Genomic DNA, 15,027 nt, shown 5'->3' on the forward strand with positions numbered 1-15,027 from the left:
CCGTTCGGACGGGCGGATTCGGCTGCCGGACCGGCGGTGGGGCCGGTGGTCGGCCGACGGGTGGAAGGTGGCGGGAAACCGCTGTGGACAGGGCGGAATTTCGCCAGGCAACGGCGGGTACACGCCCGCAGCGGAGCGCGGTCGGGCCCGACCGCGCGGGAAGGCAGTGGGGCGGCGTGATGCGGCGGTGCGAGCTGCACTTCGGACTGCTGGGACCGCCGGTCCTGTACGACCGACCGCCGTACGGGATCTCGTACGACAGCTCTTACGACACCTCTCCTGAGAACTCCGGCACCTCTCCCGGCGCCTCCGGCACCTCGCCCGGAACCTCCGGTGCCCCATCCCCCCACCGCCCCGCCGAGAAGGCCGACCGCGACGCCCCCGACAACGGCGTCCGAGCCATCGGCAGCCCCAAGGTCCGCGCCCTGCTCGCCGCGCTGCTGCTGGAACCCGGCCGGGTCGTGTCGGTCGAGGCGCTGAAGGACGCTCTGTGGGGCGGAGCGCCGCCGGTCTCCGCGCAGGCCTCCCTGCACAACCACGTCACCCGGCTGCGCCGGCTCCTGGACGATCCCGAGCGGCTCAGGGCCGTACCGCCGGGCTATGTGCTGCGGGTCGACCACGGCGAGCTGGACGTGCACGTCTTCGACGCCCGGGTCGCCGAAGCGCGCGCCGCGCACGCCCGGCGCGACTGGCCGGGTGTCGTGCGCGCCTGCGCCGCCGCGCTCGCGCTGTGGCGCGGCACCCCGCTCAGCGGACTCCCCGCCGACATCGGCGGCTACGCCCTCGTGCAGCGCCTGAGCGAGGCCCGGCTGCTCCTGCTGGAGCTGCGCTACGACGCCGAACTGTCCCTCGGCGGCGCCCGCTTGGCGGCCCTCGTCCCCGAGCTGGCGGCCTTGGTCGCCGAACATCCGCTGCGCGAGGCGTACCACCGTCAGCTGATGCTCGCCCTGCACCGCACAGGCCGCCAGGCCGAGGCCCTCGCCGTCCACCGTGATCTACGCGCCCGCCTGGTCGAGGAACTCGGCATCGAACCCGGCCAGGCGGTCCGCGAGGCGCATGTCGAGGTGCTGCGGGGCAGTGGTGAGGGGCAGCGGCGGGGGCAGGAGTACGGCGATCCCCAGAAGTCGGCCGGTCAGGGCGGACAGCCGCGCCGGGAGGGCGACTTGGCCGCCGGTAACGGCGACGGCGACGGTTACGGCACTGGTACCGGCATCGGCAACCGCACTGGTACCGGCACCGGCAGCGGCACCGCCGGGGAGGCCGCGTCCCCGGGGTCCCAGACCTCCCCTACGTCGGCCTCCACGCCCCCCACGCCCCCCGCCTCCTCACGCAACGGCGACGGATCACCCCCACGGCAGACCCCGCGCCCCGCCCAGCTGCCCGCCCCGCCGGCCCACTTCACCGGCCGTGCCGACGTGCGCCGCGAGCTGCGCCGCACGCTGACCGAGCCGTCCGCTCCGGCCCCCGCCGTCGCGGTGATCAGCGGTATGGCCGGCGTCGGCAAGAGCGCGTTGGCCCTGCACGTCGCCCATGAGTTGAGGGAACGTTTCACCGACGGTCAGCTCTACGTGAACCTGCACGGCGCCACCCCGGGCATGACCCCGCTCACCGCCACGCAGGCGCTCGCCGCGCTGCTGCGCGACCTCGGTGCGGAGCCCCGGAGCATCCCGGAACACCCGGATGCCGCCGCCGCGTTGCTCCGCTCGCTGCTCGCACCGGCCCGCATCCTGCTGGTGCTGGACGACGCGGCGAACGCGGCCCAGGTGCGGCCCCTGCTGCCGGCCGGGCCCGGCTGCGCGGTGATCGTCACCAGCCGCTCGCCGCTGACCGCGCTCGACGGTGCCCGTCGCTTCCCGCTCTCTCCGCTGACCAGCGAGGACAGCGCGGCCCTGCTGCGCGCGGTGAGCGGGCGCGCGGGGCTGGACGCCGGTCACGCGCTGGTCGAGCTGACCGGCCGGCTCCCGCTGGCGCTGCGCGTGGTCGCCGCCCGGCTCGCGGCCCGCCGCGCCCTGACCCCGGACGTCCTGGCCGGCCAACTCGCCGACACCGGCGGGCGGTTGCGTCATCTGGAGTACGACGACCTGAGCGTCCGCCGCTCCCTGGCCGTCGCCCACGACGCGCTCGCCGCCGCCGAGCGCGAGGCCGACCGGGACGCGGCCCTCGCCCTGCGCCACATCGGCGCGCTCGACCTGCCCACCTACGGCGCCCCGCTGATCGCCGACCTCACCGGCACCGATGAGCGCCGCGCCGAGGCCGCGCTGGACCGCCTGGTCGACGTCGCCCTCCTGGAGGAGACCGCGTACGGCCGCTACGCACCCCATGACCTGGTCCGCGACTTCGCCCGCGAACTGGCCGACGCCGACCCGCAGCCCGCCACGTCCCCGGCCGCCGACGCGGCAACGAGGGATGACCCCGGCCGGTCTTCCGCGCCCGGTGGGCACGGGCCCGCCGCGGAGACTTCCGGCACCGCCGGCAAGGGCGCGCCCAGCACCGCCGAGGCCGACGGCAGCGTCGGGACCGCCGACCCCGACCGCGCACCCAGCGCCAAAAACACCCCCGCCACCGCCGCCTGCCTCGCCGCCTCGGACCTGACCGCCCTCCGCTGGTACGCCGCCATGGCCGAGCGCGTGCTGACGGCGATCGTGGAGCCCGGGCTCGATCAGGACGACCGGCGGCGGCCGACCTCCGCGCAGCCGGCCGAGCACGCGGCCTTCGTGGCCGCCCTCGCGCCCTTCGAGTCGGCCGAGGAGGCCTTCGCCTGGGGTGAGATGGAGCTGGAGAACGTCGTCGCACTGGTGGCGCGGAACGCCGACACCGACGATTCGCGCACGGCCGCCCATCTCTCGGTCCTCGTACGGCTGCTCTTCCCCTACGTGCAGCGCAGCGGCCGGGTCGCCGAGATGGAGGTGCTGGGGCGGGCCGCGCTCGGTGCCGCGCGGCGGCTCGGGGACCCGGCGGCCGAGGCGTACGCGCTCGGCGACCTCGCGGGCCTGCACTTCCTGACCGGACGGCAGAACGACGCCCTCGCCCTCACCGACCAGTCCCTGGCGATCTGGGAGCGGCTGGGCACGGCCTCCCGGATCCGGCGCTGCCTGAACAACCGTGGGCTGCTGCTGGAGGGGCTTGGACGGTTCGAGGAGTCGGGGGAGGCGCTGCGGCAGAGCCTCGCCTACTCGCGGCTGCTCAACGACCCCTACGGCGAGGCCGTCACCCGCAGCCACCTCGGCAACCTCTACGAGCACACCGACCCGCGCGCCGCCATCGAGCAGCACCGGCGGTCGCTGGCCATCGGGGACGCGATCGGCGCGGTCATCGTGCAGCACTCGGCGCACTGCAACATCGGCTACGCCCATCTCACCCTCGGCGAACCGGACGCCGCCGCCCGGCACTTCGAGGAGAGCCTGCGCATCCTCGGCGGTCACGGCGACTGGCACGGCGAGTCCCAGACCCGGCTCGGCCTGGTCCGCGCGCTGCGGCGACTGGGGCGGACCGAGCGGGCGGCGGGCGAGTGCGCCGAGCTGCTGCGCCGGGCCGACGCCCGCGCCGACCGGTACATGGGCGGACTGGCCCTGCACCAGCACGGGTTCCTCCTGCGCGAGCAGGGGCGGCGGGCGGAGGCGTACGACGCGTGGCGCGCGGCCCGCGAGGCGCTGGACGGCACGGACGAGCAGGCGGTCCTGGCGGAGCTGCGGGAGCTGCTGAGCGGCGGCTCAGCCGCCTTATGAGCCGCGTAGGCGCCTGACACGCGTTACTTGGCGTCGGCATAGCACTCCACCACTGCCGTCGTGAACGGGAACCGCACCGGTGTGTCGCCGAAGGTCAGCCGGCCGGCGAGGGCGGCGGACTCGCGGATGGCCTGGACGACGGCGTCGGCCTCCTCGGCGGGGCAGTGCACGATCACCTCGTCGTGCTGGAAGAAGACCAGCTCGGCCTTCAGCTCCGCGCAGGCCCGGCGCAGCGCGGCGAGCAGCAGCAGGGCCCAGTCGGCGGCGCTGCCCTGCACGACGAAGTTCCGCGCGAAGCGGCCCCGCGCGCGGGAGTTGGTCGACGTGTATCCCGGGCCCCAGCCGGCCTGGGCCTCCGGCTCCTCCTCGCCGACCGGGATGCCCGCCTCCTCCGTCGCGTCCTCGCCCGCCCGGGCGGCCGGCGGGCAGGTGCGGCCCAGCCAGGTGCGCACCAGCCGGCCCTCCTCGCCCGCGCGGGCCGCCTCGTCGACGTAGGCGACGGCCTTGGGGAAGCGGCGGCGGAGCGCGGCGAGGTTCTTCAGGCCGTCGCCGGAGGTCTGGCCGTAGATCGCGCCCAGTACGGCGAGCTTGGCCTGGTTCCGGTCGCCGGAGAAGGCGCGGTCGGAGACGGACTGGTAGAGGTCGCTCTCGCGGCCCGCCACCTCCATCAGGCCGGGGTCGCGGGAGATCGCGGCCAGCACGCGCGGCTCCATCTGGTCGGCGTCGGCCACCACCAGCCGCCAGCCGGGGTCGGCGACGACGGCCCGGCGGATCACCTTGGGGATCTGGAGCGCGCCCCCGCCGTTGGTCACCCAGCGCCCCGTGACCGTGCCGCCGGCCAGGAACTCGGGGCGGAAACGGCCGTCGCGCACCCAGTCCTGGAGCCAGGACCAGCCGTGGGCCACCCAGATGCGGTACAGCTTCTTGTACTCCAGCAGGGGCTCGACGGCCGGGTGGTCGACGGACTGGATCTCCCAGCGGCGCGTGGACTTCACCTTGATACCGGCCCGCGCGAAGGCCTTGATCACATCGGCGGGCAGATCGGGCCGGACCCGGCGGCCGAAGGCGGCGGACACCTCGTCGGCCAGCTCGGCGAGGCGGCGTGGCTCGCCGCCGCCCGCGTACCGCTCGCCGAGCAGGTCGTGCAGCAGGTCGCGGTGGACCTCGGCGCTCCAGGGCAGACCCGAGTGGTTCATCTCGGCGGCGACCAGCATCCCGGCCGACTCGGCGGCGGTCAGCAGCCGCATGCGGTCGGGGTGGGCGGTCTTCTCGTGCCGTCGCAGCTGGTCGGCGTAGACCGCGAGCAGGTCGGGCAGGGGCAGGTGGCTGCCGACGGGCTCGAACAGCGGGGACTGGGCGCCCGGATCGGCCGCGCGCTGCGGCGGGTCGGGCGGGACGGGGCCGCCGCGGAGGCGGGCCAGGGCGGCGGCGGCCGAGCGTGGCTCGCCGTACCGCCCCTCGTGGCCCAGCAGGAGGGTTTCGGCGTCCTCGATGTCGTAGCACCGCTCCACTCGCACCCCCGTGGCGAGCAGTCGCGGGTAGACCTCGGGGGTCGACCGCCACACCCAGCGCGTCACCTCCGGGCGGCTCCGCACCGCCGCGGCGAGATCGCTCTCCCGCCGCACCGGCCCGGCGGGCAGCCCGTCCGGGCCGAGGGGGGCGACGTCCACGCCCTCGTCCTCGGCCGGTGCGAGCGCCCACCGGTCGGTCATGACTGCGAGTGTGACAGGGGGGTCTGACAATCAACCTGACCTGTGGTTTCGGCTCTCGTCAGTCCTGGCTGGGTTCCGGGGCTCCGGTCGCCGACTCGGCTGCCGCGGCCGCCTCCTTCTTCTGCTCCAGCAGCAGCGACAGGACCTTGCCGACGTACTCCTCGGTGCCCGCCTTGGTGATGCCGAGGCCGCTGAGGACGCCCTGGCCGTTCTCGTGCTCCAGCAGGGCCAGCAGGATGTGCTCGGTGCCGATGTAGTTGTGGCCGAGGCGAAGCGCCTCGCGGAAGGTGAGTTCCAGGACCTTCTTGGCCTCGGGGCCGTAGGGGACGAGGTCGGGGGCGTCGTCCGCGGCGGGCGGGAGCGCGGCGGTCGCGTCCTGGCGTACGACGTCCAGCAGGACGCCCTGCGCGGTGATCGCCTTCGCGGCCAGGCCCTCGGGCTCGGCCAGCAGGCCGAGGACCAGGTGCTCGGGCCGGCCCTCGGCGTTGCGCGCGGCCACCGCCTCGCTGTGCGCGGCCATGACCACACTCCGCGCGCGCGGGGTGTAGCGGCTGAAGCCCTGGCTGAGGTCGAGGTCGGCGGATTCCTTGGGCACGAACCGCTTCTGCGCCGCCTGCCGGGTCACGCCCATGCTCCGGCCGATGTCGGTCCAGGACGCGCCGGAGCGGCGGGCCTGGTCGACGAAGTGCCCGATCAGGTGGTCGGCCACGTCACCGAGGTGATCGGCGGCGATCACCGCGTCCTGGAGCTGGTCGAGGGGCTCGGTGTGGACCTTCTTGATCGCCTCGATGAGGTCGTCGAGGCGCACGGATGCCGTGATGTTGGGGTTGGTCGCCATAGTGTCAACCGTAGGTTGCCTCACCGGGAGTGTCAACCGATGGTTGACACTCCCGTCTCGTGGTGTCGCCCTGGCGGGACCAACCGTCGGCCGCAGCCCGCGCCCGGCCTCCGACCCGTCATCCACAGCCTGTGGACAACGGCCGTGCACTGTCACCGGGGCGTGGCACGATCGACGGCGTGACCAGTACCGCCAGCACCGTCGAACGGGCCTTTCGGGCCGCCCTCTACGACGACACCGACACCGGCCTCGACACGGGTGCCTCCCTGCTCGCCGCCGACCCGGGCGCCGATGCCGAACTCGCGCGCCGCGGCGAGGACTTCGTGGCGGGAGCCTGGCAGCGCGGCTGGCAGCCCGCCGACGTCGTACGGCTGGTGCGGCGCGAGCTGGACGACGCGCACGTCCGCCTGGCCGCCGCACTGATCCGGGCGCAGGCCGGGCGGGACCGCCCGCGCGGGCGCCGCTGGGCCGACCAGCTGGCGGCGCTGCCCGCCGGCTCCGAACGCACCGCCGACCGCTTCTCGCACGCCACGGCGGTACTGGAGCTGTACCGCCTGCTGTTGCGCCTGCCCGCCCTTGAGCCCCTGGAGGAGGAGCACCGGCGCACCCCCGGCCCGGGCGCCTCCCGCATGCTGACCCGCATACGGGCACTGCTCGCCAAGGCCGAGGCCACCGGCTATCCGGAGGAGGCCGAGGCACTCAGCGCCAAGGCGCAGGAGCTGATGGCCCGGCACAGTGTCGACGAGGCGCTGCTCGCCGCCGCGGCGCCCGCGCCGGACGCGCCCGGCGCCTGCCGTATCGGGGTCGAGCCGCCGTACGAACAGGCCAAGGCGATCCTGCTGGACGCGGTGGCCACGGCGAACCACTGCCGTGCGGTGTGGAACGAACCGCTCGGCTTCTCCACGGTCGTCGGCTTCGAGGCGGACCTGGAGGTGGTCGAGCTGCTCTACACCTCGCTGCTGGTGCAGGCCACACACGCGATGACGACGGCGGAGGCCGCCCAGAGAGCCGGCGGGCGCAAGCGGACCAAGACCTTCCGGCAGTCGTTCCTCGCGGCGTACGCGCATCGCGTGGGCGACCGGCTCGCGGCCGCCGCCGAGACCCAGGTGACCCAGGACCTGCTGCCGGTGCTGGCCACGCGCGAGACAGCCGTCACCGGCCGGCTGGAGCGCATGTTCCCCGAGACCACGACGACCCGGCTGCGGGGGATCAGCGACCCGGCGGGCTGGACGGAGGGCGCACGCGCGGCGGACCGGGCGCAGGTCAGAGCCCGCCCGCGCCTGGAGTGACGGTCGGTCACGGACCTCGTCGGCCGCCGCCAGGCTCAGCCGCCACCAGGCTCAGTCGCCACCAGGCTCAGCCGCCGACCTTGCTCCCTTGCCGACCTTGCCCCCCGCCGACCTCGGTCCCTTGCCGCGCTGCTCAGCCGCCGATCTTGGTCCCTCGCCGCCCTGCTCAGCCGCCGACCTTGCTCCCTTGCCCCCCGCCGACCTCAGTCCCTTGCCGCGCTGCTCAGTCGCCGACCCGCTCCCGCGCCGACCCGCTCCCGCGCGACCCCGCTCAGTCACCCACCTGCTGGAAAGCGCTCACGGACGCGTCCGGACCGCTGCCGTCGGACTGGCCGGCGACCGGGCCGTACTTCCACGGGAAGGTCCGGTCGGTGTCCGAGCCGGGCAGGGTGATCTTCACGGTCTGTGCTGCCAGGGCGTTCTCGGCGCCGTCCTTGCCGCGCACATAGCTGATCGAGAAGGACGCCGAGTCGCCCTTGGCGAGCTTCAGCTTCTGGGCCTTCGCGCCCTTGAGCACCGGCACCTTGGCCTTGGCGCCGCCACCGCTGAGCACGACCTCCGGGAAGTCGTCCAGCGTGCAGGGGGCGCTCTGGTTGGTGATGCTGACCGGGATCTCACCGGTGTCCCCGGCGGCCGGGGCCACGCTCGCCGCCCCGATCTCCAGCGAGACCCCGCCGATCTCGCAGGCGGAGCCGCTCTTGCCGTTCTTGTCCCCGCCGCTGTCGTTGCAGGCGGTCAGCAGCAGAGCGGCGGCGAGAGCGGTGACGGTGAGCGGAATGGCGCGCATGAGCAGGTTCCCATCGAGGTGGTGACGGTCTCCCCCGCATCATGGCCCCTGCGGCCGGGACGCCCTCACGCGCCCCGGCCCGATTCATCACTTCAGATGTGCTTCAACGGCTTTGAGAGCGCCCGCGCCGCTTCAGTGGGAAGCTGCCGTCGGCAGCCCCGACGGCAGCTTTCCGCCCTCCGCCCTGGTGTACGTCTCCTGGCCCGCCTCGCCCGACCAGGTCACCTTGAGGGTCGTACCGTTCACGGAGTCGACCATGCCGGTGGTGCGGCCCTTGTCCGCGCCGGTGCAGCTCAGGTGGATCATCCCCATGCCGTCCTCGGCGCCCGCCGTCCCGCTGCACACGGTCCCGCCGGTCGCGAAGACCCCGGCCTTCTTCCCGGTGATCACCAGGGCCACGATCTTGCCGTCGGTGGTGGTGATCCAGCTGCCCTGGAGCTTGGCGGAGGCGCCGGCGGGGGAGTCCGCGCTGGCTGAGGGGGCCGCGTTCGTGCTCGACGAGGGAGACGCCGAGGTGTTGTGCTCGCCCCCCGAACCGCCGTCCTTGTCCCCGGAGCCGCCACCGCCGCACGCCGTCAGCGCCAGAACGCCCGCCAGCCCCGCGACCAGGGCCGCGCTCCGCACCCTCGCAGTCGCCCGCACTCTCGCAGTCGCAGTAGTCACCGGAAGCTCCCTCAGCGATAGCGGCCGGCCGCCCTCGCCGGACGGCCCGCAGCGCAAGCTACCAGCAGTTACCGCGAGGACTTCCGGACGCCGGGCAGGAATCCCTCATGGGCCACTCCCGCAGGCCGACCCGGGACAGGCCGAACGCGGCAGCAGACAGCCGCGCGGGCGGCCGTCGACCTGGTCGCGGTCCGATTGCGATCGCGAAAGGCCCGCAGTCCCCGGTTCCGATCGATACAAGCGCGCACGGTTCTCCGACGCGTAGGGGAATTCCTACGATTGACTAGTAGGGAATTTCCTACCTATTGTCGGCGGCATGAACATCACGCACGCCTCCTTCGTCACCCTTCCCGTCGCCGACCAGGACCGCGCCCTGCGCTTCTACCGCGACGTCCTCGGCTTCGAGGTCACCGCCGACCGGGACATGCCCCAGGGGCGCTGGCTCCAGGTGGCTCCCAAGGGCGCCCAGACCGTCTTCACGCTCTCCGGGCCCGGCATGGGTGGTTTCGAGCCCGGTTCCGCGCGGGGGATCATGTTGGTCACGACCGATGTCGACGCCGACTGCGCCCGGCTGGCCGCGGCCGGCGCCCAGGTGCAGGGGCCGGACGACGTCCCCTGGGGGCGGATGGCCTCCTTCACCGACCCCGACGGCAACGGTCTGATGCTGCTGACGGAGAAGGAAGGCTTCTGACCGCTCGATGAACGGGACGGGTACCGCCGCCGAGGACCGCGTCTTCGCCGCGCTCGCCAACGCCACCCGCCGCGAGGTGCTGCGGCTGCTGCGCGAGCGCGGGCCGCAGCCCGTACAGGCCCTGGCCGACCACTTCGACATGCGCCGCCCGAGCCTCTCGGAACACCTCAAGGTGCTCCGGGAGGCCGGCCTCGTCTCCGAGCAGCGCTTCGGACGGCAGCGCATCTACCGCCTCGAAGCGGCTCCCCTCGCCGATGTGCAGGACTGGCTCCATCCGTACGAGCGGTTCTGGCGCGAGCGACTGAAGAGCCTCGGCGATCTCCTCGACCACATGCCCGACGACGAGCGGCCATGACCACCGCATGCCCCACGATGAGCAGTCATGAGTTCAGCACCCGGATCTGACGCGGACGACCTCACCACGATCCGCGTCGATCAGTTCTTCCCGCACCCGCCGGCCAAGGTCTGGCGCGCCCTGACCGACCCCGGGCTGCTGGTCCGCTGGCAGATGCCCGGCGCCGAGGACTTCCGGCTCCGGGTCGGTCACCGGTACCGGATGACCTCCGTCCCGCGTCCCAACTCCCGCTTCTCGGGCGTCGTAGAGGTGGAGGTGCTGGCCTACGACACCGAGCGGATGCTGTCCCTCCGCTGGGCGGATGCCGATCCGGCCAACCCCGCCGACTGGACGATCACGTGGACCCTGGAACATGAGGGGCGCGGTACGCGTCTCTTCCTAGTGCACGAGGGGTTCGATCCGGACGACCCCGCTCAGCTGATGGCGCGAAAGGTCATGGGCGGGGGCTGGAGGGGGCATGTCCTGCCTGCTCTGGGGCAGACGCTGGAACAGCTTCGGTAAAGCGGACGTCAAGGCTGTAACCGTGGCACCACTCCTCGTGCACGTGCATTTGCTCATGCATCTGCACGTGAACAGAGCTATGATCCGGGTCAGTTGGCTACAGCATCTATGGCCTCACCAGCCAGTGCACCACCGGGGAGCGACCTGTGGACCGCGACGTTGACGGCGTGTACGGGGGGTACGACGTGTACAACGGCATGGCTGCCACGCAGCTGGACGGAGTGGCCTGGCAGAAGAGCAGGCACAGCAACTCACAAGGCTCCTGCGTGGAGTTCGCGCGATTGCCGGGCGGCGAGGTCGCCGTACGCAACTCGCGCTTCCCGGACGGGCCGGCGCTCGTCTACACGCGCGCGGAGATCGAGGCGATGCTCCTGGGCGTCAAGGACGGCGAGTTCGATCATCTGATAGCGAGCTGACGCCGGCTCTCCGCTCGCGCCGCTGGCAACGATGTCGGCCGGGCGGATCTCCGAAGGCCGGTGGACGCGCGTAGAAACCGCGCGTCCGCCGGTGCCGTACCGGATCAGCCGGCCGTGCGCAGCCGGAACAGCGCCCAGACCACCTTGCCGTCGAGCGTGCCCGCGAGCGGGTGCCAGCCCCAGCTGTCGGCGAAGGAGTCGACCAGGAACAGCCCACGGCCCGACTCGGCCGAGAAGTCGTCCGAGTCCTGTGGGACCGGGGTCTCGTGGCTCGGGTCGCGCACCGCGCACACCAGCCGCTCGGTCCAGCGCATCAGGTGCAGCCGTACCGACGGGTGGTGCTCCTCGCCCCGGCACGGCGCGGCCGGCACCGCGTGGCGCAGTGCGTTGGTGACGAGTTCGGAGACGACGAGGCAGATGTCGTCGAAGCGGTCGCCGACGTCCCACTGCTCCAGGGTGCACCGGGTGAAGCGCCGGGCCTCGCGCACCGCCTCGAGCCGGGCGGGGAGGGCGCAGGAGGCGGCATCGGACACGGCCGCGGGATCCAGTGGCGGAAGGCCCTGCCGTAACGGCTTGAGCATGGTCGATCCATTCGTCCCCATGCGAGGCACTCCCGGGAATTCGCGGTCGTTGCGATGCAGCGGTGGCGCGGCACCATGGTTTCGGATGCGCACAGCAGATGCAAGGGCAGATGCACGTGCACGCGACCGAAATGGCACCGCCCGTACCGCTTCTTGGCCATTTTTTCTGCCATCTTCACGATGTTCCCGCCGGAGGTCCGGACCTCTTCCCGGTCCGCACCCGGTGGAAACGGGCGCGCTCTTTCCGTTTCCGTAACCGGACGAGTACTGCTCGAAGTGTTTTAGTGGCAGACTTCGGCCCCTGGAGACGGTTGGGGAGGCTGGCGAAAGTGAGCGCGGGAGAGCCCGGATCGGTGGTGCGGCGGATGCTGCTCGGCTCGCAACTCAGGCGACTGCGGGAAGCGCGGGGGATCACGCGCGAGGCGGCGGGGTACTCGATCCGCGCCTCCGAGTCGAAGATCAGCCGGATGGAGCTGGGCCGGGTGAGCTTCAAGACGAGGGACGTCGAGGACCTGCTGACGCTGTACGGCATCACGGACGAGGCCGAGCGCGAGTCGCTCCTCTCCCTCGCCCGGGAGGCGAACGTGGCGGGCTGGTGGCACAGTTACACCGATGTCCTGCCCAGCTGGTTCCCCACCTATGTGGGTCTGGAGGGCGCCGCCTCACTGATCCGCGTCTACGAGGTGCAGTTCGTGCACGGCCTGCTCCAGACCGAGGAGTACGCCCGCGCGGTGGTCCGGCGCGGCATGAAGGGTGCGAGCGTCGCCGACGTCGAACGCCGGGTCGCGCTGCGCCTGGAGCGGCAGAAGTACCTGCTCGCCGACAACGCCCCCGAGTTCCACATCGTCCTGGACGAGGCCGCTCTGCGCCGCCCCTACGGGGACCGCGAGGTGATGCGCGGCCAGCTCCAGCACCTGATCGACATCTCCGAGCGGCCCAACGTACGGCTCCAGGTCATGCCGTTCAGCTTCGGTGGGCACTCCGGCGAGAGCGGCGCCTTCACCATCCTCAGCTTCCCCGAGTCCGACCTGTCCGACGTGGTCTACCTGGAGCAGCTGACCAGCGCCCTCTACCTGGACAAGCGCGAGGACGTCGCCCAGTACGAGCAGGCCCTGAAAGAACTCCAGCAGGACAGCCCCGGCCCGGACGAGAGCCGCGACCTCCTGCGCGGTCTGCTGCAACTCTCCTGACGTCCCCCAACTACCTTGACCCGCAAGTAGGATGACGTCCGATCAGACCTGGCGTGGATCTGTGGCCGCTAGCGATTGAGGGATCACATGTCGTCCTACTTCACCGACCTGGCCCAGCAGTACATCGACGGCGAATGGCGACCGGGCACCGGCTCCTGGGACGTCATCGACTTCAACCCCTACGACGACGAGAAGCTGGCCTCGATCACGGTGGCCACGGTCGACGAGGTGGACCAGGCCTACCAGGCCGCCGCCCGCGCCCAGAAGAAGTGGGCCGAGACCAGCCCCTACGCCCGGCGCGCGGTCTTCGAGCGGGCCCTGAGGCTGATAGAGGACCGCGAGCAGGAGATAGCCGACCTGATCATCGCGGAGCTGGGCGGCACGCGCGTCAAGGCCGGCTTCGAGCTGCACCTCGCCAAGGAGTTCCTGCGCGAGTCGGTCCACCTCGCCCTGCGCCCCGAGGGCAAGATCCTGCCCTCCCCGGCCGAGGGCAAGGAGAACCGCGTCTACCGTGTGCCGGTCGGTGTCGTGGGCGTGATCAGCCCCTTCAACTTCCCCTTCCTGCTGTCGCTGAAGTCGGTCGCACCGGCCCTCGCGCTCGGCAACGGCGTGGTGCTCAAGCCGCACCAGAACACCCCGATCGCCGGCGGCACCCTGCTCGCGAAGATCTTCGAGGACGCCGGACTGCCCGGCGGCCTGCTCAACGTCGTCGTGACCGACATCGCCGAGATCGGTGACGCGTTCATCGAGCACCCCGTCCCGAAGGTCATCTCCTTCACCGGTTCGGACAAGGTCGGCCGGCACGTCGCCACCGTCTGCGCCAGGAACTTCAAGCGCGCGGTCCTCGAGCTGGGCGGCAACAGCGCGCTGGTCGTGCTGGACGACGCCGACATCGACTACGCGGTGGACGCGGCGGTCTTCAGCCGGTTCGTGCACCAGGGCCAGGTCTGCATGGCCGCCAACCGGGTCCTCGTGGACGCCTCCGTCGCCGACGAGTTCACCGAGAAGTTCGTCGCCAAGGTCCGCACCCTCAAGGTCGGCGACCCGCGCGACCCCGAGACCGTGATCGGCCCGGTGATCAACTCCGCGCAGGCCAACGCCGTCTCCGGCACCGTGGAGCAGGCGCTCGCCGAGGGCGCCACCGCCCTGGTGCGCGGCACCACGACCAACAACCTGGTCGAGCCGACCGTGCTGACCGGCGTCCCGGCGGGCTCCCCGCTGCTCCAGCAGGAGGTGTTCGGCCCGGTCGTCTTCCTCGTCCCGTTCGACGGTGAGGAGGAGGCGGTCCGGATCGTCAACGACACCCCGTACGGCCTCAGCGGCGCCGTCCACACGGCCGACATCGAGCGGGGTGTGGCCTTCGCCAAGCGGATCGACACCGGCATGTTCCATGTGAACGACGGCACGGTCCACGACGAGCCGATCGTGCCCTTCGGCGGCGAGAAGCACTCCGGCCTCGGCCGTCTCAACGGCGAGACCACGCTGGAGGCGTTCACCACGGTCAAGTGGATCTCGGTGCAGCACGGGCGCAGCGGCTTCCCCTTCTAGTCGCGCTAGTCGCGCCCCCTGGCGTCCCGCAGCCCACTTTTTCGGTGCCCTTTCGGTGGGCGGGCCATTGCGGACAGCATCTGACCTCAATGGCCCGTAGCGTCGTCGGTGTCGGGGGGAAACGACCCCGGCGAACCGGTCCGACGAAAGGCGGCACGCCATGGTCACGCACGTTCCGGCGGAGGCGAAGGGCGACGAGCGCGGGGCGCTGCTCGCGTTCATCGAGGAACAGCGCGGAGGAATCCGCCGGGCACTGCTCGGGCTGACCGAGGAGCAGGCCCGTACCCGGCCCGGCGTCAGCGAGCTGTCCCTGGGCGGTCTGCTCAAGCACGTCGCCGAGGTGGAGCAGAGCTGGATCGCCCGGGCGAAGCAGGAGCCGCCGGCGGTGAAGCGCGACGCGTCGAACTGGCACGAGACCTTCCAGCTCATCGGCGACGAGACGGTCGCCTCGCAGCTGGCGTACTGGGAGCAGGTGGCCGCCGAGACGGAGGAGTTCATCCGCTCCGCGCCCAGCCTGGACGACACCTTCCCGCTGCCGCCCGACCCCTGGTTCCCGCCGGAGGGCCGTGTGTCGCTGCGCTGGCTGTGTCTGCACCTGATCCGCGAGGTGGCCCGGCACGCCGGCCACGCCGACATCATCCGCGAGTCCCTGGACGGGAAGACCGCGTTCGAGCTGGTGGCGCTGGAGCGGGGCGACTCCTGGGGGTGATCGTGGGGTCCTAACCTGGACC

Annotated in this window: 14 protein-coding genes; 9 read left to right on the top strand and 5 right to left on the bottom strand. The window is 72.3% G+C overall.

The window, feature by feature from the left end:
- The first annotated feature begins 179 nt into the window (after positions 1-179).
- Positions 180-3,725 (top strand): AfsR/SARP family transcriptional regulator, encoded by a 3,546-nt coding sequence (locus ACZ4WH_RS24385; RefSeq protein ID WP_468183866.1) that lies wholly within the window; start codon positions 180-182, stop codon positions 3,723-3,725.
- A gap of 23 nt (positions 3,726-3,748) precedes the next feature.
- Here ACZ4WH_RS24385 and ACZ4WH_RS24390 read toward each other — a convergent pair whose 3' ends face one another.
- Together ACZ4WH_RS24390 and ACZ4WH_RS24395 are read right to left on the bottom strand one after the other, a co-directional pair.
- Entirely contained in the window at positions 3,749-5,437 is a 1,689-nt protein-coding gene (locus ACZ4WH_RS24390; protein WP_468183869.1) for a bifunctional 3'-5' exonuclease/DNA polymerase, read from the bottom strand.
- 58 nt (positions 5,438-5,495) lie between these two features.
- The gene (locus ACZ4WH_RS24395; RefSeq protein ID WP_468183872.1) at positions 5,496-6,275 is read right to left on the bottom strand and encodes a Clp protease N-terminal domain-containing protein; all 780 of its coding nucleotides are present in this window, start codon (positions 6,273-6,275) and stop codon (positions 5,496-5,498) included.
- A 179-nt stretch (positions 6,276-6,454) separates the two neighbouring features.
- Between ACZ4WH_RS24395 and ACZ4WH_RS24400 the strand changes: the two genes are divergently transcribed.
- On the top strand, positions 6,455-7,564 hold the full coding sequence (locus ACZ4WH_RS24400; protein WP_468183875.1) for a DUF2786 domain-containing protein: 1,110 nt from the start codon (positions 6,455-6,457) through the stop codon (positions 7,562-7,564).
- A 271-nt stretch (positions 7,565-7,835) separates the two neighbouring features.
- Here ACZ4WH_RS24400 and ACZ4WH_RS24405 read toward each other — a convergent pair whose 3' ends face one another.
- Both ACZ4WH_RS24405 and ACZ4WH_RS24410 read right to left on the bottom strand, forming a co-directional pair.
- Positions 7,836-8,351: a DUF4232 domain-containing protein gene (locus ACZ4WH_RS24405; protein ID WP_468183878.1), complete on the bottom strand. Its 516-nt coding sequence runs from the start codon at positions 8,349-8,351 to the stop codon at positions 7,836-7,838.
- 132 nt (positions 8,352-8,483) lie between these two features.
- A complete protein-coding gene (locus ACZ4WH_RS24410) occupies positions 8,484-9,014 on the bottom strand; it encodes a hypothetical protein (RefSeq protein ID WP_468183881.1) in 531 nt (176 codons plus the stop codon).
- A gap of 316 nt (positions 9,015-9,330) precedes the next feature.
- Here ACZ4WH_RS24410 and ACZ4WH_RS24415 point away from each other — a divergent pair, with 316 nt between their 5' ends.
- The 4 genes from ACZ4WH_RS24415 (at position 9,331) to ACZ4WH_RS24430 (ending at position 10,977) form a co-directional block, all read left to right on the top strand.
- Positions 9,331-9,705 (top strand): VOC family protein, encoded by a 375-nt coding sequence (locus ACZ4WH_RS24415; RefSeq protein ID WP_103814591.1) that lies wholly within the window; start codon positions 9,331-9,333, stop codon positions 9,703-9,705.
- A gap of 7 nt (positions 9,706-9,712) precedes the next feature.
- Entirely contained in the window at positions 9,713-10,060 is a 348-nt protein-coding gene (locus ACZ4WH_RS24420; RefSeq protein ID WP_468183885.1) for an ArsR/SmtB family transcription factor, read from the top strand.
- A 27-nt stretch (positions 10,061-10,087) separates the two neighbouring features.
- Entirely contained in the window at positions 10,088-10,561 is a 474-nt protein-coding gene (locus ACZ4WH_RS24425; RefSeq protein WP_468183888.1) for an SRPBCC family protein, read from the top strand.
- A gap of 146 nt (positions 10,562-10,707) precedes the next feature.
- Positions 10,708-10,977, top strand: coding sequence for a DUF397 domain-containing protein (locus tag ACZ4WH_RS24430; RefSeq protein WP_030651389.1), 270 nt, complete (start codon positions 10,708-10,710; stop codon positions 10,975-10,977).
- A 104-nt stretch (positions 10,978-11,081) separates the two neighbouring features.
- Here ACZ4WH_RS24430 and ACZ4WH_RS24435 read toward each other — a convergent pair whose 3' ends face one another.
- The gene (locus ACZ4WH_RS24435; RefSeq protein ID WP_468183892.1) at positions 11,082-11,558 is read right to left on the bottom strand and encodes an ATP-binding protein; all 477 of its coding nucleotides are present in this window, start codon (positions 11,556-11,558) and stop codon (positions 11,082-11,084) included.
- A 365-nt stretch (positions 11,559-11,923) separates the two neighbouring features.
- Here ACZ4WH_RS24435 and ACZ4WH_RS24440 point away from each other — a divergent pair, with 365 nt between their 5' ends.
- The 3 genes from ACZ4WH_RS24440 (at position 11,924) to ACZ4WH_RS24450 (ending at position 15,005) form a co-directional block, all read left to right on the top strand.
- A complete protein-coding gene (locus ACZ4WH_RS24440) occupies positions 11,924-12,748 on the top strand; it encodes a helix-turn-helix domain-containing protein (protein WP_468183940.1) in 825 nt (274 codons plus the stop codon).
- A gap of 87 nt (positions 12,749-12,835) precedes the next feature.
- On the top strand, positions 12,836-14,296 hold the full coding sequence (locus ACZ4WH_RS24445) for an aldehyde dehydrogenase family protein (protein WP_468183895.1): 1,461 nt from the start codon (positions 12,836-12,838) through the stop codon (positions 14,294-14,296).
- Between the two features lie 160 nt (positions 14,297-14,456).
- A complete protein-coding gene (locus ACZ4WH_RS24450) occupies positions 14,457-15,005 on the top strand; it encodes a DinB family protein (protein WP_468183898.1) in 549 nt (182 codons plus the stop codon).
- Positions 15,006-15,027: the final 22 nt, after the last annotated feature.

The organism is Streptomyces sp. NPDC029138 (assembly GCF_055564375.1).

Excerpts from the sequence above, each read along its gene's own strand:
- ACZ4WH_RS24385 (WP_468183866.1), top strand. The coding sequence starts at position 180 with ATGCGGCGGTGCGAGCTGCACTTCGGACTGCTGGGACCGCCGGTCCTG.
- ACZ4WH_RS24390 (WP_468183869.1), bottom strand. The coding sequence starts at position 5,437 with ATGACCGACCGGTGGGCGCTCGCACCGGCCGAGGACGAGGGCGTGGAC.
- ACZ4WH_RS24395 (WP_468183872.1), bottom strand. The coding sequence starts at position 6,275 with ATGGCGACCAACCCCAACATCACGGCATCCGTGCGCCTCGACGACCTC.
- ACZ4WH_RS24405 (WP_468183878.1), bottom strand. The coding sequence starts at position 8,351 with ATGCGCGCCATTCCGCTCACCGTCACCGCTCTCGCCGCCGCTCTGCTG.
- ACZ4WH_RS24415 (WP_103814591.1), top strand. The coding sequence starts at position 9,331 with ATGAACATCACGCACGCCTCCTTCGTCACCCTTCCCGTCGCCGACCAG.
- ACZ4WH_RS24420 (WP_468183885.1), top strand. The coding sequence starts at position 9,713 with ATGAACGGGACGGGTACCGCCGCCGAGGACCGCGTCTTCGCCGCGCTC.
- ACZ4WH_RS24425 (WP_468183888.1), top strand. The coding sequence starts at position 10,088 with ATGAGTTCAGCACCCGGATCTGACGCGGACGACCTCACCACGATCCGC.
- ACZ4WH_RS24435 (WP_468183892.1), bottom strand. The coding sequence starts at position 11,558 with ATGCTCAAGCCGTTACGGCAGGGCCTTCCGCCACTGGATCCCGCGGCC.
- ACZ4WH_RS24440 (WP_468183940.1), top strand. The coding sequence starts at position 11,924 with ATGCTGCTCGGCTCGCAACTCAGGCGACTGCGGGAAGCGCGGGGGATC.
- ACZ4WH_RS24445 (WP_468183895.1), top strand. The coding sequence starts at position 12,836 with ATGTCGTCCTACTTCACCGACCTGGCCCAGCAGTACATCGACGGCGAA.
- ACZ4WH_RS24450 (WP_468183898.1), top strand. The coding sequence starts at position 14,457 with ATGGTCACGCACGTTCCGGCGGAGGCGAAGGGCGACGAGCGCGGGGCG.